The organism is Stenotrophomonas sp. RIT309, from assembly GCF_000632045.1.
GTDB lineage: Bacteria > Pseudomonadota > Gammaproteobacteria > Xanthomonadales > Xanthomonadaceae > Stenotrophomonas > Stenotrophomonas indicatrix.
Window position 1 is genome coordinate 121724 of record NZ_JFYS01000002.1, and the last position, 19022, is coordinate 140745.

Annotated in this window: 15 protein-coding genes; 6 read left to right on the forward strand and 9 right to left on the reverse strand. The window is 65.8% G+C overall.

Translation table 11 applies throughout. The features are described 5' to 3' along the window. Positions 1-52: 52 nt before the first annotated feature. Positions 53-1381 (reverse strand): MFS transporter, encoded by a 1329-nt coding sequence (locus BW38_RS18065; protein WP_032974955.1) that lies wholly within the window; start codon positions 1379-1381, stop codon positions 53-55. Positions 1382-1668: 287 nt separating this feature from the next. On the opposite strand from BW38_RS18065, the gene BW38_RS18060 reads away from it, so the two are divergent. Beyond that, on the forward strand, positions 1669-3069 hold the full coding sequence (locus tag BW38_RS18060) for a serine hydrolase domain-containing protein (protein ID WP_025877795.1): 1401 nt from the start codon (positions 1669-1671) through the stop codon (positions 3067-3069). A 117-nt stretch (positions 3070-3186) separates the two neighbouring features. On the opposite strand, the gene BW38_RS18055 is transcribed toward BW38_RS18060, so the two are convergent. Next, positions 3187-3945 (reverse strand): SDR family oxidoreductase, encoded by a 759-nt coding sequence (locus BW38_RS18055; protein ID WP_032974956.1) that lies wholly within the window; start codon positions 3943-3945, stop codon positions 3187-3189. A 111-nt stretch (positions 3946-4056) separates the two neighbouring features. Between BW38_RS18055 and BW38_RS18050 the strand changes: the two genes are divergently transcribed. Beyond that, a complete protein-coding gene (locus tag BW38_RS18050) occupies positions 4057-4977 on the forward strand; it encodes a LysR family transcriptional regulator (protein WP_032974957.1) in 921 nt (306 codons plus the stop codon). Positions 4978-5040: 63 nt separating this feature from the next. On the opposite strand, the gene BW38_RS18045 is transcribed toward BW38_RS18050, so the two are convergent. Further along, positions 5041-5568 (reverse strand): hypothetical protein, encoded by a 528-nt coding sequence (locus BW38_RS18045; protein WP_025877789.1) that lies wholly within the window; start codon positions 5566-5568, stop codon positions 5041-5043. A 112-nt stretch (positions 5569-5680) separates the two neighbouring features. Between BW38_RS18045 and BW38_RS21685 the strand changes: the two genes are divergently transcribed. Continuing rightward, positions 5681-6061: a hypothetical protein gene (locus BW38_RS21685; RefSeq protein WP_152543265.1), complete on the forward strand. Its 381-nt coding sequence runs from the start codon at positions 5681-5683 to the stop codon at positions 6059-6061. Positions 6062-6344: 283 nt separating this feature from the next. Here BW38_RS21685 and gcvH read toward each other — a convergent pair whose 3' ends face one another. From gcvH to BW38_RS18015, 6 genes are all read right to left on the reverse strand, one after another. Next, the gene (gene gcvH, locus BW38_RS18040; protein WP_025877788.1) at positions 6345-6740 is read right to left on the reverse strand and encodes a glycine cleavage system protein GcvH; all 396 of its coding nucleotides are present in this window, start codon (positions 6738-6740) and stop codon (positions 6345-6347) included. 94 nt (positions 6741-6834) lie between these two features. After that, a complete protein-coding gene (gcvT, locus tag BW38_RS18035) occupies positions 6835-7947 on the reverse strand; it encodes a glycine cleavage system aminomethyltransferase GcvT (RefSeq protein WP_032974958.1) in 1113 nt (370 codons plus the stop codon). Between the two features lie 552 nt (positions 7948-8499). Next, positions 8500-8934 (reverse strand): NfeD family protein, encoded by a 435-nt coding sequence (locus BW38_RS18030; RefSeq protein ID WP_032974959.1) that lies wholly within the window; start codon positions 8932-8934, stop codon positions 8500-8502. Position 8935: 1 nt separating this feature from the next. Next, entirely contained in the window at positions 8936-9895 is a 960-nt protein-coding gene (locus tag BW38_RS18025; RefSeq protein WP_025877782.1) for an SPFH domain-containing protein, read from the reverse strand. 121 nt (positions 9896-10016) lie between these two features. Then, on the reverse strand, positions 10017-10760 hold the full coding sequence (locus tag BW38_RS18020) for a FadR/GntR family transcriptional regulator (protein ID WP_025877780.1): 744 nt from the start codon (positions 10758-10760) through the stop codon (positions 10017-10019). A gap of 102 nt (positions 10761-10862) precedes the next feature. Further along, on the reverse strand, positions 10863-13754 hold the full coding sequence (locus BW38_RS18015; RefSeq protein ID WP_032974960.1) for a TonB-dependent receptor: 2892 nt from the start codon (positions 13752-13754) through the stop codon (positions 10863-10865). Between the two features lie 330 nt (positions 13755-14084). Between BW38_RS18015 and BW38_RS18010 the strand changes: the two genes are divergently transcribed. From BW38_RS18010 to BW38_RS18000, 3 genes are read left to right on the forward strand one after another with little or no spacing between them, the layout of a single operon-like run. Further along, on the forward strand, positions 14085-15437 hold the full coding sequence (locus BW38_RS18010) for a polysaccharide lyase 6 family protein (protein ID WP_234003379.1): 1353 nt from the start codon (positions 14085-14087) through the stop codon (positions 15435-15437). Beyond that, complete coding sequence (locus BW38_RS18005) at positions 15434-17683, forward strand: oligoalginate lyase (RefSeq protein WP_032974963.1); 2250 nt, start codon at positions 15434-15436, stop codon at positions 17681-17683. The genes BW38_RS18010 and BW38_RS18005 overlap by 4 nt, the downstream gene beginning before the upstream one ends. After that, positions 17680-18984 carry an MFS transporter gene (locus BW38_RS18000; protein ID WP_032974964.1) on the forward strand — a complete coding sequence of 435 codons (1305 nt, stop codon included), beginning with the start codon at positions 17680-17682 and terminating at the stop codon, positions 18982-18984. Before BW38_RS18005 ends, BW38_RS18000 begins: the two co-directional genes overlap by 4 nt. Positions 18985-19022 lie beyond the last annotated feature (38 nt).

Below are 19022 nucleotides of genomic sequence, written 5' to 3' on the forward strand. Positions count from 1 at the left end.
ATCAGGCCTGAATCCATCTGCTCGCAGTGGCGGCCTGCCCCCCCCCCCAAAATCAACGGTCGCGCGGCAGCTTCTTCTCTTCGCGCAGCACGCCGAACGCCGCCAGGGTCATCAAGCCGGCGACGGCTACACCACCGATGAACACCACGTGCGAACCGAACAACGACAGCCCCTTGTGCAGCCAGGCGAAGGTCAGGTCGGCGCCGCGGTACACCACCGTGTCGATCGCCGCGCCGGCCTTGTAGCGCCACTGCCGGTCCACGCGGGTGTAGATGGTTTCGCGGGCCGGCTTGGCCAGGGCGAACTCGCTGGCGCGGGTCATCACCTGCACCACCGCCACCATCAGCGGCATCGGCGATGCGGCCAGCACCGAGAAGCCGATCAGGATCGCAAAACCGGGAATCAGCAACGCCGGGGCGATGCCGTGGCGCGACAGCAGCCAGCGGGTCAGCCCGAGCTGCATCAACAGCGCCAGCGCGTTCACCGCCAGGTCGATGCGCGAAAAGAAGGCTGTGGCAGCGCCTGCATCGTTGAACGAGGCACGCACGATGCTGGCCTGCTGGTTGTACAGCAAGGTGCCGACACCCACGCCGAACACCACCATGATCGCCAGCCAGCGCAGCAGGGGCTCGCGCACGATCAGCTTCAGGCCATCGAGCACGCTGCCGCCCATCGGCTGCTCACCCGACACCAGCTGCTGCTCACGCTCGCGCAGCACCGCCCAGTGGCGCAGGCGCCAGATGCACAACAGGCACACGACCAGGAAGCCGGCCGAAACCAGCATCAGGTTGGCGATGCCCACCCGCTGCACCAGCGCACTGGTGATGATCGGGCCGAGGAAGGCGCCAACAGTGCCGGCCGCACCGATGTAGCCGTAGTAGGCCCGCGCCTGCGCATTGGAGAACACATCGGCCATGAAGCTCCAGAACACCGCGACCGCAAACAGGTTGAACACGGTGATCCAGAAGAAGAACGCCATGCCCCGCCCCGGTACGCCGCTGTCGAACAGTGCGTAGAAGCCCAGCAGGGTGGCGACGAAGAAGCCGTACACCGCCGGCAGGAACACCCGCCGCGGGAAGCGGCTGACCAGCCAGCCATAGACCGGCTGCAGCACCAGCATGATCACGAATACGCAGGAGAACAGGAACTGCAGGACGAAGTCCTTCAGGGCGATGCCATGGCTGGCGAACCAGGCGATCAACGCCGCCGGGAACACCGTCTCCAGGTCGGCCGAAGCGGCCATCGCCTCGCGTACCGGCCGCAGCACGTAGTAGCCGCTGAGCAGGCAGAAGAAGTACAGAAACGACCACCACAGCGCCGGCGACTCGCGCAGCGCGGCCAGCAGGCCCTTCAGTGCCCCGCTCTCCCGCGCCGCGCTCACGCGGCTCCCCTCGCCCGCAAACGGCGGTTGGACAGCGGCATGGCAGGCTCCGGGGGCAGTGAAGCGCGTACGTTATCCAATGCACTGCAACATCGCCAGCGCAGGCGGCGCCGATGGCTGCAACGCAGTGTCACGGACTGGCCCGGCGGACACCTTGTGATACACGCTCTTCTGGCGTCAAAAATCCAACTTTTTCAACGAGATGCGCATTCATCTTCGCTTTGTTTGTGCACAGGCGAAAAGCGGCGCTAGAATCATCCCCAGCAGTCGCGCACGGGTTCCAACCGATGAAAAAGAACAGCCTGCGTCGTCCGATCCGTTCGGCGGCCACCGGTTTGCTGGGCATGTTGATGCCCCTTGCCTTGTCCACCACCGCGCAGACCCCGCCGGCGTTGCCGCCGATGCCGACCAACATCGAAACCGCCGCCGGTGGCGCCGTCGCCCACACCCAGCCTGCGGCCTACCGCACCGGGCTGGTGCCGCAGGTGCAGTTGCCCGCTGCCGGTTTCAACGTCGCCAACATCGAATCGATGGCGCAGCAGCTCACCTATGGCGAGCGCGTGCCCGGCATGGCAGTGGCCATCGTGCAGGGCGGCCGCGTGCTCAGCGCGCGCGGCTACGGCGTGACCGACGTCAACAACCCGTTGCCGGTCGACGCCCACACCGTGTTCCGCCTGGCGTCGCTGTCCAAGGCCTTCGCCGGCACCATGGCCGGCCTGCTGGTCAACGATGGCACCCTGCGCTGGGACAGCAAGGTCACCGACTACGTGCCGGGCTTCCGCCTGAACTCGCCGGAGGCCACCGACCGCCTGACCGTGGCCGATGTACTCAGCCACCGCGTCGGCCTGCCGTACAACGCCTATGACCGCGACATCGAAGGCAATGCCGAGTACTACGCGCTGACCCAGAAGCTGGCCAACACCAGCCTGAAGTGCCTGCCGGGCGACTGCTACGCCTACCAGAACGTGGCCTTCAGCCTGATCGGCGACGTCGTGTATGCGGCCTCCGGCAGCTTCTACGAGCAGTCGGTCGAACGCCGCATCTTCAAGCCGCTGGGCATGAACGATGCCAGCCTCGGCCTGGCCGGCATCCAGGCCAGCTCGCGCTGGGCGCGCCCGCACGTGCGCAGCCGCAACGGCTGGGTGTCGCTGACGCCGAAGCCGACCTATTACCGCGTCGCCCCTGCTGCCGGCGTCAACGCCAGTGCCAGTGACATGGCGCAGTGGTTGCTGGCCCATACCGGCCACCGCCCGGACGTGCTGCCGGCACCGCTGCTGGCGACCCTGCACTCCAGCCTGATCAACACACCGGGCGAGATGCGTTCGGGCTGGCGCCGCGAACGCCTGCACTCGGCCGGCTACGCGCTGGGCTGGCGCACCTTCGACTACGCCGGTCACGATGTCGTGTTCCATGCCGGCGCGGTGCAGGGCTACCGCGGCCTTGTTGCACTGGTGCCCGAGCGCGACCTCGGCATCGCCATCATGTGGAACGGCGAAAGCGGCCTGCCCAGCGGCCTGCTGCCGACCGTGCTCGACGCAGCCCTCGGCCTGCCGTCGCAGCGCTGGCTGGACGTGGACACCGACTTCGGCAGCGACAACCTGATGGCCGAGGGCGCCACCCCGGCACAGCAGGACAAGCGCAAGGGCAAGGGCGCTTCGGGCAACCGCGCGGTGGCCTCGCCGCGCTGAGCTGGCGAGCTCGACCGTAAACAGAAGGGCGGCCTACGGGTCGCCCTTTTCGCTTGTTTACGTAGCGCTGAGCGTCCCTGCCTTCACCGTTTCGTAGAATCAGGCGCGCCCGGGATGCTAGTGGGCGAAGTAGTGCATTCCGCCATCCACCGGAATCACCGCCCCGGTGATGTACCCCGCCAACGGCGACGCCAGGAACGCAACCAGGTGCGCCACCTCCTCTGGTTCGCCGAAACGCCCCATCGGGATGTTGCGGGCGATGAACTCACGCCGGCTCTCTTCGGTGGGATGCAGCCGATCCAGGATCTGCGCGCTGTTGATCCGCCCCGGCGCGATCGAGTTGATGGTGATGCCCTCGCCCGCCACATCGCAGGACAGCCCCTTGCTCCACAGATGCAGCGCCGCCTTCGCCGGGCTCGCGGCATTCACCGCACGCGGCTCCATCGACCCGCTGAGGTTGATCACACGCCCCCAGCCATTGGCCCGCATCGACGGCAGCAACGCCTGCGTCAGCCGTCGTGCCGCCGAGAAGTTCAGTGCCATCGCCTCGTCCCACACCTCGTCTGCTGCGGCCACCCCGGCCAACCGTGCGCCACCGGCCGCGTTGACCAGGATGTCCACGTGCTGCAGCGTCTGCAGCGAAGCGCTGGCGATGCGCTGCACATCGTCGGCGTCGGTCAGATCGCCCACCAACACGACGGGTACCGGTCCACCCGCCGCCTCGATTGCGGCCGCCACCGATTGCAACGGCGCCTGCCGCCGCGCGGTGATCGCCACGCGCACACCCTGCCTCGCCAGTACCCGCGCAACACCTGCGCCGATGCCGCTGCCTGCGCCGGTGACCAGCGCGGTACGTCCTTCAAGATCCAGTTTCATGTGTTGCCCTGCCAGTTCTGCCGGCCCATCTGGCCGTGCGGACATGCTCTTTGAACACCCTCGATTGATAAACTCCGGCGAGGTTTCAACATTCAGAACCCGGGGTGTCAGATGAACCTGTTGGAGAGCATGCAGGTCTATGTGCTGGCCGTGGAAAAGGGCAGCCTCAGTGCCGCGGCATCGGCACTGGACATCTCCGCGACGATGGCCGGCAAGCACCTGCGCGCCCTGGAAGAACGGCTGGGCATGCAGTTGTTGAACCGCACGACCCGTCGGCAGCATATGACCGCTTTCGGTGAGGCCTACTTCGGCCGCTGCAAAGAGATCCTGCGCCTGGTGGAGGAAACCGATGCGCAGGCCCAGCATCACCACCTGGCACCGGCGGGCACGCTGCGGATCAGTGCACCGGTGATCTTCGGCACGCATGCGCTGGTGCCGGCACTGTCGACCTACATGGACCGCTACCCCGAGGTCAGTGTCGAACTGGTCCTGACCGATCGCGTGGTCGAACTGGCCGATGAGGGGTTCGAGGCCGCCATCCGCATCGGCACGCTGGCCGACGCCACGCATCTCGTAGCGCGTCCGCTCAGCGCCTACCGGCTGACCCTGTGTGCATCGCCGGCCTATCTCACACGGCATGGCACGCCGCACAACGCGCAGGAGCTGCAGCAGCATCAATGCCTGTCGCTGGATCCTGCTGCGCTGTCGCACTGGCTGGGCAACGAAGTGGCATTGCCAGCGCCGCCTTCGGGACGGTTGCAGATCAACAACGGCGAAGCGTTGCGGCTGGCCGCGCTGCAGGGCCTGGGCATCATCCTGCAGTCGAGCCTGCTGCTGGCAGCAGACATCGATGCGGGTAGCCTGGTCCCGTTGCTGCCGGAACATGGCCGGCACGGTCGGCCCATGCACGTGGTCTATCCGCACGACCGGTATCACTCCACCCGGCTGCGCAGCTTCGTGGATTTCCTGGTCGAGCGGTTTCCCTGCGACGCAGCGGGTGAACGCAGCTGGCCAGGCGCAGGCAGCCCATAAAAAAACCCCCTCCCCGCTGGGCAGTCGGGGAAGGGGTCTCAGGGTACGGCTATCGGGAAATACTTAGATCAGCGGTGCCGGAGTTGCCGGAAGGGCCACCGGAGCGGCCTTCTTCTTGCGGGCGGCCGGCTTGCGCTTGGCAACCTTCTTGGCAGCCTTCTTCGGGGCAGCCTTCTTGGTCGCCTTCTTCGCAGTCTTCTTCACTGCCTTCTTGGCGGTCTTCTTTGTCGCCTTCTTCACTGCCTTCTTGGCGACCTTCTTGGCCGGCTTGCGGGCAGTGGTCTTCTTGGCGGCTTTCTTGGCAGTCTTCTTGGTGGCCTTCTTGGCTACCTTCTTGACGGCCTTCTTCGCGGTCTTCTTTACGGCCTTCTTGGCAGCGGACTTCTTGGCTACCTTCTTGGCCGCCTTCTTCACTGTCTTCTTCGCCGTGGCCTTCTTGGCGACCTTCTTGGCAGCCTTCTTCACTGCCTTCTTGGCAGTCGCCTTCTTCGCGACCTTCTTCACTGCCTTCTTGGCAGCGGCCTTCTTGGCGACCTTCTTCACCGCTTTCTTGGCGGCGGGCTTTTTCTTCGCAGCTTTCTTGGTTGCCATGGTGATGGCTCCTCGTCAGTGATAGGGAGTTGAAACGCCCAGGTGGATCAAACCCGCCCATGCTGCGTGCGGGGACCGCCGGCGCGTCGGGCGCGCCGTTACGGATGCGGTGATGCCCGCCACGATCGGCGGAGCAGGCATCGGAACAGGGGTTGCCTTGCATTTCTCGAGGGGAAGCGGGGCCATCTCCACCGTCGTCAGGATCGCGGTGGTCTTCGAGGGGCTGCTTCGCATCGGACGATTGATTCTGCGCACTCGGTTTGGCAGGCAAGGTCTGCTGAGGCGAAACCTAATCACGGTTTTTTTTACTGTCAACAACCCCCGCGAAAAATTTTCACATCCGCCGCGTCCCGGAAGCCCTTCCCGCGCCTGCCGATGTTCCTCCGCGAGCGCCGGCAAACACTGCATCGCGCATCGTCGCTGCCATCAACTGCGCACGAACAGCGAAGAAAAAACACTTGAAATAAGCACTCTGCGTCATGTAGGGGCCTGAAGCGGAACGCCACGCGGCGACGCGGCCATGCATGGCAACGCACGCGCCAACGCCAGCACAACGGTCCTGCAACAAGGCCAAAAACTTTTCACATCCGGGCGCGCCGCCGCGGGGGTGGAAACGCGGATTTGCGCAAAACTGCGCACGCCTTTTGCCCGCGCTCAACACCGACTGATGCCATGGCGATGGCATGCGGCGAACCGGCCGGCATAAGTTCGAAGCCTCCTCCAAAACGAAAACGGCCACCCGAGGGTGGCCGTTTTCGTACCGGGGAAACGACGACTCAGTGCTCTTCGTCTTCCAGGCCTTCGGCGTACGCGTCCGGGTCCAGCAGCTCGTTGAGCTCGTCGCTGTTGGACACTTCGACAACGAACATCCAGCCATCGCCGTAGGCGTCTTCGTTGATGGTTTCCGGCTTGTCGGCCAGTGCCGAGTTGACCTCGACGATGGTGCCGCTGATCGGGCTGTAGACGTCGGAGGCGGCCTTCACCGACTCGACGACCGCGATCTGCTCGTTGGCCTTGGCGGTCGCGCCGACTTCGGGCAGCTCGACGTAGACCAGGTCACCCAGCAGGCCCTGGGCGTGGTCGGAAATACCGACGGTCACGCGGCCATTGCCTTCGACACGGGCCCACTCATGGGACTTGAGGAACTTGAGGTCGCCGGGGATCTCGCTCATGGGACTGCTCCAGAGATATGCAGGGGGTGGAAAAAACGGGGCTAGTGTAACCAACCGGCCGCCACTGCTGGCAGTGACGACCGGCATGTTTGGATCAGGCGTCGCCAAGCACGCCGGGCTGGGCCTGGCCTTCGCGCACGAACGGGAACTTGACCACCCGCACCGGCACCTGACGGCCGCGGATGTCGACGGTGACCTGACCGAGTTCACCGGCCGGCACGCGCGCGAATGCGATGCCCTTGGCCAGGGTCGGCGAGAAGGTGCCGGACAGGATCTCGCCCTGGCCGCCGGCAGTGGTGACCGCCTGGCCATGGCGCAGCACGCCCTTCTCATCCATCACCAGGCCGATCATCTGACGTGCGTTGCCAGCCGCCTTCTGCGCCTCCAGCACGTCGCGGCCGATGAAGTCGCGACCCTCGTCCAGCGACACCGTCCAGGCCAGCGCCGCTTCGTAGGGGCTGATCGCTTCGTCCATGTCCTGGCCGTACAGATTCATGCCGGCTTCCAGGCGCAGGGTATCGCGCGCGCCAAGACCGGCCGGCTTCACGCCGGCAGCAAGCAGGCGGTTCCAGAACGCGACCACGGCATCCTGCGGCAGCAGGATCTCGAAACCGTCTTCGCCGGTGTAGCCGGTGCGGGCGACGAACAGTTCAACGCCGTCGTCGGACTGCACCTGCAGCGCGGCGAAACGGCCGAGCTTGCCCAGCGACTCACGGTCGGCTTCGCGGGCCAGGCCGATGACGATGTCGCGCGCCTGCGGACCCTGCACAGCGAGGATCGCCAGGTCTGGACGCTGTTCGACCGAGACGTTGAACGGCGCAGCCTGCTCGCGCAGCCACGCCAGATCCTTCTCGCGGGTGGAGGCGTTGACCACCATGCGGAAGAAGTCGTCGCCCAGGTAATAGACGATCAGGTCGTCGATGACGCCGCCCTGCGGATTCAGCATGCACGAGTACAACGCCTTGCCGGTGGCCTTGAGCTTGTCGACCGAGTTGGCCAGCAGGCGGCGCAGGAACGGCTTGACCTGGTCGCCGCGCAGGTCGACCACGGTCATGTGGCTGACGTCGAACACGCCCGACTCACGACGCACCAGGTGGTGCTCGTCCAGCTGCGAGCCGTAGTGGATGGGCATGTCCCAACCTCCGAAATCGACCATCTTGGCGCCAAGGGCGCGGTGGGTATCGTTGAGCAGCGTCTTCTGGGTCATGACCGGGTCCGGCAGCAGAGGAAACAAGAACGCGCATTATCCCAGATCGGTCGGCCGCAGGTCGCGCCGCAGCGCAGCGGGGGGATGTTGGCCGGCCTGCGGCCGGCGGGCGCTTTCTACAAGCCAGGCAACGGCAACGGCCAAAGCGTATCGGCTCGGCGACGTCTGTGGGCTGGTGGGGCGATGTGGGGTTGCGGGACGCGCCGCAAGTACGTCCGTGTAGGCTCGTAGGCGCCATCCATGGCGCCTGCGGTCCCTCCACCCCACACCGCCCCACCCCGACAGGTTCCCGATGACGGGACGGAAGGCAAGAGCGGTTGTGGATGTCGATACATATATGGAGAGAAGTGTCGAAGCCATTGCCTGCGGAAAGGGATCCGACCCCGGGCACACAGAGCGCAGCGACCGGCGGGGGTGTCCGCGGCATGGATGCCGCGGCCAAGCCTACAAGGACGTACTTGCGGCGCCCCCTGCACAGCCCACCCGCCCGACCCAACCCAGCATCTGCTTTCAGCGACCACACACGAGGGGCTGCGCCGTTGGCTGGAAACCCTAGGCGACCGCCTCGACCACCAGCGCACTGCCCTGCACCGCCACCACCCGCACCAGCGTGCCGGCCGGCAGCTCCGGCCCACTCACCTGCCACGACGCGTCGTCGATGCTGACCCTGCCCTGCCCGGCAACGATGGCCTGCTGCAAGGGCACCACCCGCCCGACCAGTTGTTCAGCGCGGCGGTTCAGCAGCGGCGCGTCACTCTGCCGCGCGCGCGGCTTGCCCCAGTGCCGGTAGCACTGGATCGACAGCACGCTCAGCACCACGAAAGCGACCACCTGCCACAGCACCGGGATATCGGCGAACACCGCTACCAGCGTGAACACCGCCGCCGCACCGATGCCGATCCACAGCATGAACGCGCCGGGCGCCAGCGCTTCGGCGGCGAACAGCAGCAAGGCCAACGCACCCCAGGCAACGACTTCCCAGCGCATGTCAGCCTCCGATCGGTGGCGGCCGCTTTGCCGGCGGCCGGGTTTCCTGGTTGGACAGGGCCTGCTTGGCCAGCTCGGCCACGCCGGCGATCGAACCAATCACTCCGCTGGCCTCCATCGGCATCAGCACCAGCTTCTGGTTCGGCGACGTGGCCAGTTCCTTGAACGCTTCCACATACTTCTGGGCGATGAAGTAGTTGATGGCCTGGACGTCGCCGTCGGCGATCGCCGCCGACACCACCTGGGTCGCCTTGGCTTCGGCTTCGGCCAGGCGCTCGCGTGCTTCGGCGTCGCGGAATGCGGCCTCGCGCCGCCCCTCCGCCTCCAGCACCGTAGCCTGCTTCTCGCCTTCGGCACGCAGGATCTCAGACTGCCGCGAACCTTCCGCCTCGAGGATCTGCGCGCGCTTCTCGCGCTCGGCCTTCATCTGCCGTGCCATCGCATCGAGCAGGTCGCGCGGCGGCTGGATGTCGCGGATCTCGATGCGGTTGACCTTCACGCCCCACGGGTTGGTCGCATGATCGACCACGCTGAGCAGCTTGGCGTTGATCACCTCGCGCTGGCTGAGCGATTCATCCAGGTCCATCGAGCCGATCACGGTACGGATGTTGGTCTGCACCAGGGCGATCATCGCCACTTCCAGCACCGATACCTCGTAGGCGGCCTTGGCCGCGTCCAGTACCTGGAAGAACACCACGCCATCGACGCGCACGGCGGCGTTGTCCTTGGTGATCACTTCCTGGCCGGGCACGTCCAGCACCTGTTCCATCATGTTCACCTTGCGCCCCACCCCGTAGACGATCGGGATCAGGAAATGCAGGCCGGGCGACATGGTGTGGGTGTAACGGCCGAACCGCTCGACGGTCCATTCATAGCCCTGTGGCACCATCCGCACTGCCTTGAACAGGATGACCACGGCCACGAAGGCCAGCACCGCGCTGAAGAACATGGTCGGGAACATCGCGCTTTCCTTATGGGAGACGTCCGGAGCCCAGCATAGCGCGCGGATGCAGGCGGTGCGGGTACCGCACGTTCCAGCCGAAAGCAGCCGAGCGTGGCCCGGCGCTGCAGGATGAACCCGCTCAGATCCGGGTCGTGGCCAGGAAGCGCTCGCGGTCCTGCTGGGTCTGCCGGCGGATCTCGGCCAGCGCCTGGCTTTCGGTCGCCTCCAGCATCGCCTCGAACAGGCGCTGGAAGTGATGGCGCATCGCATTGCGTGCAGCGACGGGATCGCGCGCGCGCAGCCCCTCGAAGATCGCCATGTGCTCGTCGGCGCGGCTGGCACCATCGTCATGGCACACCCGTGCGTAGACCTCGGTCACCCGCGGCAGCTCGCTGCGCATGCGCCAGATCTGCTGCACGAAATACTCGACCACCGGGTTGCCCGAGAGGCGGGCGATGGCCAGGTGGAAGCGGCGGTCGTAGTCGCCGGCCTCTTCATCGGTAAGGTCACGACGGCACAGCGCTTCAGCCAGCACCTGCAGCTCGGCGATGCCGGCCTCATCGATATTGCTTGCCGCCAGCGCTGCAGCTTCCGCTTCGAACACGGCACGCGCCGCGGTCAGGTCGAAGGCGCTGATATCGGGCAGCCCGCCGGCAGCCTGGGCCGGGCGCGGCTTCACATAGACGCCCGAACCGATACGGATCGCGATCCAGCCCTGCGCTTCCAGGGCGATTTCCGCCTCACGGATGGTGACCCGGCTGACGCCGAAGCGTTCGGCAAGTTCACGTTCGCCCGGCAGGCGCGAACCCGACGGATATTCGCCATCCTCGATCAGCTTGCGGAGCTTGGCGGCGATGGTCTGGTAGAGACGGTTGGCGGACATGCGGCTGACCCTTGGCGGTTCCCTCCGGGCCCGTCCCCGGCCACCGGGCACGGTGCGGGTCCGGTTGGAGCGACGGCGCGACCATTGGCCGCGCCGCCCTGTTCAGAACTTGTATCGTACACCGAAATACGCGCGCCGCCCGTAGCTCACCACCTCGCGGAAATTCCCGTAAAGCGGCTGGTACGCCACGCGTGGCTCGTCGGTCAGGTTCATCAGTTCCAGCGACAGCGACAGCTGCTTGTTCACCCGGTAACGCAGGCGCAGGTCGACGCTGGTGTTGTCATCGTAGTAGCGGTTCTGCTGCGCCGTGTTGCCGGTGAAGTCCTGGTAATAGTGCGAACGGAACTTGCCGATGGCCTGGATGTTGAAGCGGCCCACATCCCAGTAGAGGGAACCGGACAGCACATGCCGCGAGAAGCCGCTCAGGCCGGCCGGCGGAACGATGGCCGGAATGATCGATCCATCGGCGGCCAACTGCTCGCCCAACCGCGAATCCTGCGTCTGGTAGTCGGCGTCGGCATAGTTGTAGCTGACCTTGAAGCCGAGGCCATCGAACGGCTTGGGCAGGTACGAGAACCGGTGGGTGGCACTGAGCTCGATACCGGTCAGGGTGCTGTCTTCATCGGTGGTCACCTGCTGGCGCACCGGCACGGTCACCGTCTGTCCGTTGAGGGTGTAGGTCTCCGGCACCAGCGCGGTGGCGGTGCCGCCGTTGAACTGCTTCCAGTACACCGCACCGGCCAGCAGCGTATCCGGGTTCGCATACCACTCAAGCGAGACATCGCCGTTCCAGGACATCAGCGGCTGCGCAGCCGGATTGCCGCTGGCACTGATGTCGTCCAGCGCGTCGGCCAGGCCGGTATAGGTGGCATCGCTGCTGACATTGATGGTTCGCCCGGCACCGAGTGCGGCGATATCCGGGCGTGACATCGCCCGGTACGCGCCCACCCGCAGCAACAGGTCCGGCTTCAGCTCGAACGCGGCATTCAGGCTTGGCAGCAGCTTGTCGTTGCCCGCCTTGAACACCTGGGTGGTGAAATCACCAGTGGGTTGCAGGCGGATCGTGCCGTCGCCATTGTCGATGACCGCCAGGTCGGTGCGCACGCCTTCCGAACGCACGTCGGTCTTGACCCAGCGCAGGCCGACATTGCCGGTGACCGGCAGGCCGAACAGCGTGCTGCTGAATTCACCCATCAGGTACAGCGCGCGGGTTTTCTCGGTCACATCGACGTTGTTCGGGTCCTGGAAGTCCGGGTCCAGGCCACTGTCGCTGGTGCCGCGGAAGGACGCGTAGAGGCAGCTCGGATCGAAGTACGCCCACGAGGAGATCGTATTGCCGCTGGCCGCATCCATGAAATCGTCCTGCGGGAACGGTGCACGGCAGGCACGGTTGGCGGCAATGATCTTCGCCTTGTCGGCCGCTACGCGCTGGTCGTAGTCGGTCACCAGGGTGTTGTCGCGCAGGCGGTAGTCGGCCTGGCTGGCGCGCACGCCGCCCTTGATGCGGGTGAAGAAACCGGACTCGGGCATGAAGCTGGCATCGAAGCGGCCGGCCTTGATCTTGTGGTCGTTCTCGGTCGCGCTGGAGGTCACCCGCGCCGCGCCGGTGTAGGCGTCCCAGTTGTTCGGGTCGAAGTTCGGCGCCAGCGCCACGCTCGGCACCTCGCCATGCCAGTCCCAGTCGTAGTCGACATAGCCGGTGGCGCCGCTGCTGATGCCCGGCACGATGGCATTGTTGACGTCGCGCTGGTTGGCGCGCAGCCGGGTCATGCGCTCGCTGTCCAGGCGGTTGGTATGCGAATAGGAAAGATCGGTGGACAGCTCCCAGGCCGGGCTGGGGCGCAGGATCAGATTGAGGCCACCACCGGTGTATTCCTCGCCGCGCCAATAGCGGTTGGAGGTCGAATCGATGGAAGTGCTGCCATGCAGGTGGCGGACGATGCCGTCCTCGTCCGCCTCGCGCTGGGTGATGCCGCGTCGTGCATTGGACAGGCTCAGGTCGCTGCGGTCCTCGTCCCAGTTGCGCTCGGTATGTTCGAAATCGAGGTTGACCTCGACCACGTCGTTGGGCCGCCATTGGATCGCCGCGAATTCGCTCTGGCGATCATTGCGCTCCTGCTTCAGGCGATAGATGCGGCTGCTTGGCACCAGGTAGTACGGCGCGCCGTTGGCGATGGCCTGGGCGCTGACTTCATTGCAGTTGGCATTGGCCACGTTCTGCCTGCCATCGCAGGCATACCAGGTGGAGCCGCTGGTGATGCTCTCCTCCGGATCGGTGCCCTCCAGCCGCTGGATGCCCAGCGAGATGCCGAGCTTCTGGCCGTTGCCGAATTCGAACTGGTCGATGTAGCTGGCGGTACCGCGATAGCCGATGCCATCGTCGTCGCGGTACTTCTTGTCATACTCGGCCCAGCTGCCGCGCAGATCGATCTGCGCCGAGCGCTTGCCGTACTCCAGCGGCTTGACCGTCTCCAGCCCGATGGTCCCGGCGACACCGCCTTCGATGATGTCGGCACGCTGGGTCTTGTAGATCGCCACCGTATTGATCAGCTCGGCCGGGAACATGTTGAAGTTCACCGAGCGGTCGCCGCTGCCGTTGGTGATCTCGCGGCCGTTGAAATTGGTGCTGCTGAGGAAGGCGCCGAGACCACGGATCGAGATTTCCGATGCGCCGGTCTTGTCGCGGGTCGAGGCGGCACCGGTCAGCGTTTCGATCGCATCGGCCAGTGATGGCGCGGGCAGGTCGCCGATGTCGTCGGCCGACAACACATCGGCGATCACCGTGTCGTCGCGCTTCTTGTTGATCGAGCTCTGCATCGATTCGCGGATACCGGTGACCTGGACCTGGTCCAGGGTGGTGGCGTCCTGCCCGGAACCGCTGCCGGCAGACTGCGCCTGCACGGCCGGTGAAGCCGCCAGCGCAGCGAGCAGTGCCACGATCAGCGGTGTGGGTGACAACGGTGTACGACGTACAACTCCGGCTGGTTGCCGCATGGTTTTCCTCCTCCCAAAGGATCGCCCGGACGGTAGGCGTGGGACGCAGCTTCGACACGCCGACACAGAAATGTCAACCAACTGGACTGGATTTTTCGTAATACCTTTGATTCAGACCGGTTGCCCGGCATTTCATGTGCTGATGCAGCATGACTTTGCGCGCAACGTGGCTTACAACACACCTACCAAGTGGTATGCACACCCACTCCGAAACCGCGGCATCGCCGTCTCTGGAAGGACTTCATGCGCATTCAACCGACTTCGCACCGCCTTTCGAAACCCACCCTTGGATATTGCCTGGCAATTGGACTGGCAACCTGCCTGACCAGTTTGCCGGCGAACGCTGCGAGCTGGCTGGTCCATGATGCCGCCGAGTTCGCCACCGCCGCTGCCGCACTGCAACCCGGCGATGAAATCGTGCTGGCCGATGGCACTTGGACCGATGCGCGCCTGCTGCTGAAGGGCCAGGGCACCGCCGCCGCACCGATCGTGCTGCGCGCGCAGACGCCGGGCAAGGTGATCCTCAGCGGGGGGTCGGACCTGCGCCTGGCCGGCAGCTACCTGCAGGTCTCCAACCTGGTATTCCGCAACGGCTACACCCCGGGCGACGCCGTGGTGGCGTTCCGCGAGTCGAGCAAGGCAGTGGCCAGCCACAGCCGCGTCACCGGCCTGGTCATCGATGACTACAGCAACCCCGATGGCAGCGACCAGGACTACTGGGTGTCGCTGTACGGCAGCAACAACCGCCTCGACCACAGCCAGCTGCGCGGCAAGACCAACGCTGGCCCGACGGTGGTGGTGGTGCGCGATGCCACCCAGGGCCTGGACAACCAGCACCGCATCGACCACAACTGGTTCGGCCCGCGGCCAGCGCTGGGCGTCAATGGCGGAGAGACGATCCGTGTAGGCACCAGCGACACCTCGCTGAGCGATTCCAACAGCACGGTGGAGAACAACTGGTTCGAGGGCTGCGATGGCGAGACCGAGATCGTCTCCAACAAGTCCGGCGGCAATACCTTCCGCGGCAACGTGTTCTATCGTTCGGCCGGCGCGCTGACCCTTCGCCATGGCAACGGCAACCGGGTGGTCGACAACCTCTTCCTCGGCGACGACAAGGCCGGCACCGGCGGCGTGCGCATCATCAATGCCGACCAGACCGTCAGCAACAACTACTTCGAACGGCTAGCCGGCTCCAGCAACCGCTCGGCACTGGCGGTGATGGATGCACAGGCCAATCCGCCGTTGTCCGGCTACGCGCCGGTGGTCAACGCGACCATCAGCCGCAACACCTTCGTCGACGTGGCGAAGATCAGCTTCGGTGTGGGCCATGACGAAACCAAGGGGATCGTAGTTGCCGCCAGCAACAGCCACTTCAGCGGCAACCTGATCGTCAACCGCACCAGCAAGAATCCACCGAATGCGGCCAGTTCGCTGGCCGGCATCGCCTTCAGCAACAACGTGCAGTCGCCGCAGGCCAGCAGCGTATTCCCGGGCGGGGTGAGCAGCGCCAGCATCACCCTGCAGCAGGCCGCCAGCGGCCTGTGGGTGCCGGCAACGCCCCTGCCCACCATCGGCGCCGATCCGGCGCTGGCAATGACCCCGCGCGAACAGACGGGGGTGGACTGGTATCCCAAGGTGGGCGAGGTTGCCCTGTCACGCACCAGCACCGGAGTTGATCGATGAGGTTGCAGCCACTGTCCCTTTGTTCCCACCGTCTGGCGATCGCCCTCGCCCTGGCCGCTCCCTTCGCCCTGTTGCCGACGGCACCGCTGCATGCGGCACCTGCCGCAGCCGCGCGACAAGGCGATACCGCGCCGGTACTGGTGACCGCCGCGCAGTGGCAGCAGATGGCCAGCGAAGGCAGCCGCTATCCGTGGTTCGCCAAGGAACAGGCGCGTGCGCAGAAATCGCTGCAGAAGATGATGAAGGCCGGCATCGACGTGCAGGTGCCGAAGGACAAGGGCGGCGGTCGCACCCATGAGCAGCACAAGCGCAACTACCAGGCACTGCTGGCCGCCGGCACCCTGTACCGGCTGACCGGCGACAAGGCCTATGTCGCCTATTCGCGCGACATGCTGCTGCAGTACGCCAAGCTCTACCCGACCCTCGGCCCGCATCCGGAAGGACGCGGACAGATTCCCGGCCGGGTGTTCTGGCAGGTGCTCAACGATTCGGTCTGGCTGGTCAACGCCATCCAGGGCTACGACGCGATCCGCGATGCGCTGTCGCCGCAGGATCGGCAGACCATCGAATCGCAGGTGTTCCGGCCGATGGCCGAGTTCCTGGCCAGCGAGCCGAAGAACTACGACCAGATCCACAACCACGCGACCTGGGCGGTGGCCGCCACCGGCTTGACCGGCTACGTGCTGCGTGATCGCGAACTGGTGGAGAAATCGCTGCGCGGCAGCCGCAAGGATGACCAGTTCGGTTTCCTGCGGCAGATCGACCTGCTGTTCTCGCCCGATGGGTATTACGAGGAAGGCCCCTACTACCAGCGCTATGCGCTGGCGCCGTTCCTGCTGTTTGCCAACGCGATCGAACGCAACGAGCCGCAGCGGAAGATCTTCGCGCGCCGCGACGGCGTGCTGCTGAAGGCGGTGGACGTGCTGGTGCAGACCAGCTACGACGGCCTGTTCTTCCCGATCAACGATGCGATCCTGGACAAGGGCATCGATACCGAAGAGCTGGTGGCTGGCATCGGCATCGCCTATGCGCAGGCCGGCGATGACCGTCTGCTGTCGGTCGCCCAGCAGCAGAAACGCCTGCTGCTGTCGCCGGAAGGGCTGCAGGTGGCGCAGGCGTTGGCAGCCAACAAAGCCAAACCGTTCGACTACCGGCCGATGCTGCTGCGCGACGGCCCGGACGGTGAACGCGGCGGCCTGGCGATCCTGCGCATGGGCGGCGAACGCGGCCAGGCGCTGGTGCAGAAGGACACCATGCAGGGCATGGGCCACGGCCACTTCGACAAGCTCAACTGGCTGTTCTACGACAATGGCAACGCCGTGGTGACCGACTACGGCGCGGCGCGCTTCCTCAACGTGGAAGCCAAGCGCGGTGGCATCTATCTGGCCGAGAACCGCAGCTGGGCCAAGCAGACCGTGGCCCACAACACGCTGGTGGTGAACGAGCAGAGCCACTTCAAGGGCGACTGGAAGCGCGGTGAGGAACTCGCCCCGCAGGTGCGCTTCTTCCAGGCCGACGCAGATACCCAGATCGCCTCGGCGACGATGCGCGATGCCTATCCGGGCGTGGTGTTCACCCGCACCCAGGCACTGCTGCGCCACCCCGAACTGGGCCTGCCGGTGGTGCTGGACCTGCTGCAGGTGCACGGCGACAAGGCTGCACGCTACGACCTGCCGCTACACTTCAACGGCCACATCGTCACCACCGGTTTCGAGGCCGAGCATTTCCCCGCCCAGCGCCCGGTGCTCGGCAGCGACAACGGCTACCAGCACCTGTGGCTGGACGCACGCAGCAAGGCCGGCAGTGAGCCGCGCACGCTGGCGTGGCTGCTCGACGGGCGCTTCTACACCTACCGCTTCGGCAGCAGCGCGCCGTCGCAGGCGTTGCTGGTGGAGAGCGGTGCCAATGATCCCGAGTTCAACCTGCGCCGCGAACCGGCGCTGCTGCAGCGCGTGGAAGGACAGAAGGATGTGACCTTCTTCAGCGTGCTGGAGCCGCATGGCGAGTACAACGGCACCGCCGAGTACGTGCACGGTGCCGACAGCAGCATCAAGCAGATCATCCGCACCCGCGGCAATGATGCCGAGGTGCTCGAGCTGCGCCTCGCCAGCGGCGCCCGCATCGCACTCGGCGTGGCCGACGACAGCGACGCGAAGGGCGAACACAGCGTGACGGTGGATGGCCATGCCTACCGCTGGAGCGGCAGCCATGCGCGCATGGACCGCAGCAAGGGTGAGGCACGATGAACGGCCCCTCGGCCGTGGCCACGCTGCGCAGGGTGCCGGTGCGCTCGGCCTTGCGCTGGCTGATCGTCGGCCTGATCGCGGTGGCCACGGTGATCAACTACATCGACCGCAATGCACTGGCGGTGATGTGGCCGGAGATCGCCAGGGAAGTCGGCGCGACCAAGGACGATTACGCACTGCTGGTGACCGTGTTCATGCTGTTCTATGCCGCCGGCCAGTTCCTGTTCGGGCGCCTGTTCGACATGATCGGGACGCGGCTGGGGTTCGCGTTGTCGATCAGTGTGTGGTCGATCTCGATCGCGCTGCATTCGGTCACCCACTCCATGCTCTCCTTCAGCGTGGTGCGAGCGATGCTGGGCATCAGCGAAGCCGGTGCCTGGCCCGGTGCGGTGAAAGCCAATGCCGAGTGGTTCCCCGCGCGTGAGCGTGCCCTCGCACAGGGCATCTTCAACGCGGGCGCGTCCATCGGTGCCATCGTTTCGGCGCCGGCCATCGCCGGCCTGTACCTGTGGCTTGGCTGGCGCGGCACCTTCGTACTGGTCGGTGCACTTGGCTTCCTGTGGCTGTTGCCATGGCTGTTCGTCTATCGCGCCGGCCCGGACAAGCATCCGTGGGTGAGTGACGCCGAGCGGCGCCTGATCATGGAAGACCAGGCTGGCCAGCAACGCGTGGATGCACCGAAGGTCAGCGTGCGTTCGCTGCTGGCCCACCGGCAGAGCTGGGGCATGCTCGCCTGCCGTTTCCTGCTGGATCCGATCTGGTGGCTGTTCGTATCGTGGCTGCCGATCTATCTGGCCGAGACCTTCGGCTTCGACATCAAGCAGATCGGCCTGTTCGCCTGGGTGCCCTTCGTCGGCGCCATGCTGGGCAGCCTGAGCGGCGGCTGGCTGTCGGGGCGCCTGATCAATGCCGGCCAGAGCGTGGACCGTGCGCGCAAGCTGTCGATTTCGCTGGGCTGCGTGATCATGGCACCGGCCCTGCTGGGCGCGGTACTGGCCAACCAGCCGCTGTTTGCGGTGCTGGCGATTGCAGCAGTGCTGTTCGGTTTCCAGATCGCCATCGGCAACATCCAGACCCTGCCCGGCGATCTGTTCGATGGCCGCTCGGTGGGCACGCTGGCCGGTCTCGGCGGCCTGGCCGCCGTAGCCGGAACGTTGATCACCACCTGGCTGGTACCGGTGCTGACCCGCCATTCCTATGCACCGATCTTCATCCTCGTCGCCGCACTGGTGCCGCTGTCGCTGGCCGCGCTGTGGTGGTGGACCGGACCGATCCACAAGCTCGACCGCACCGACGGTTGAGCCCCCCCCATTTCCTCGCATTCCCCCGCAAACCAAGG

What these genes read in the sequence shown, in the direction of transcription:
- BW38_RS18000 (WP_032974964.1), top strand. Translation starts at nt 17,680, where the DNA reads ATGAACGGCCCCTCGGCCGTGGCCACGCTGCGCAGGGTGCCGGTGCGC.
- BW38_RS18050 (WP_032974957.1), top strand. Translation starts at nt 4,057, where the DNA reads ATGAACCTGTTGGAGAGCATGCAGGTCTATGTGCTGGCCGTGGAAAAG.
- BW38_RS18030 (WP_032974959.1), bottom strand. Translation starts at nt 8,934, where the DNA reads ATGCGCTGGGAAGTCGTTGCCTGGGGTGCGTTGGCCTTGCTGCTGTTC.
- BW38_RS21685 (WP_152543265.1), top strand. Translation starts at nt 5,681, where the DNA reads ATGCCCGCCACGATCGGCGGAGCAGGCATCGGAACAGGGGTTGCCTTG.
- gcvT (WP_032974958.1), bottom strand. Translation starts at nt 7,947, where the DNA reads ATGACCCAGAAGACGCTGCTCAACGATACCCACCGCGCCCTTGGCGCC.
- BW38_RS18045 (WP_025877789.1), bottom strand. Translation starts at nt 5,568, where the DNA reads ATGGCAACCAAGAAAGCTGCGAAGAAAAAGCCCGCCGCCAAGAAAGCG.
- BW38_RS18020 (WP_025877780.1), bottom strand. Translation starts at nt 10,760, where the DNA reads ATGTCCGCCAACCGTCTCTACCAGACCATCGCCGCCAAGCTCCGCAAG.
- BW38_RS18060 (WP_025877795.1), top strand. Translation starts at nt 1,669, where the DNA reads ATGAAAAAGAACAGCCTGCGTCGTCCGATCCGTTCGGCGGCCACCGGT.
- gcvH (WP_025877788.1), bottom strand. Translation starts at nt 6,740, where the DNA reads ATGAGCGAGATCCCCGGCGACCTCAAGTTCCTCAAGTCCCATGAGTGG.
- BW38_RS18005 (WP_032974963.1), top strand. Translation starts at nt 15,434, where the DNA reads ATGAGGTTGCAGCCACTGTCCCTTTGTTCCCACCGTCTGGCGATCGCC.
- BW38_RS18015 (WP_032974960.1), bottom strand. Translation starts at nt 13,754, where the DNA reads ATGCGGCAACCAGCCGGAGTTGTACGTCGTACACCGTTGTCACCCACA.
- BW38_RS18055 (WP_032974956.1), bottom strand. Translation starts at nt 3,945, where the DNA reads ATGAAACTGGATCTTGAAGGACGTACCGCGCTGGTCACCGGCGCAGGC.
- BW38_RS18025 (WP_025877782.1), bottom strand. Translation starts at nt 9,895, where the DNA reads ATGTTCCCGACCATGTTCTTCAGCGCGGTGCTGGCCTTCGTGGCCGTG.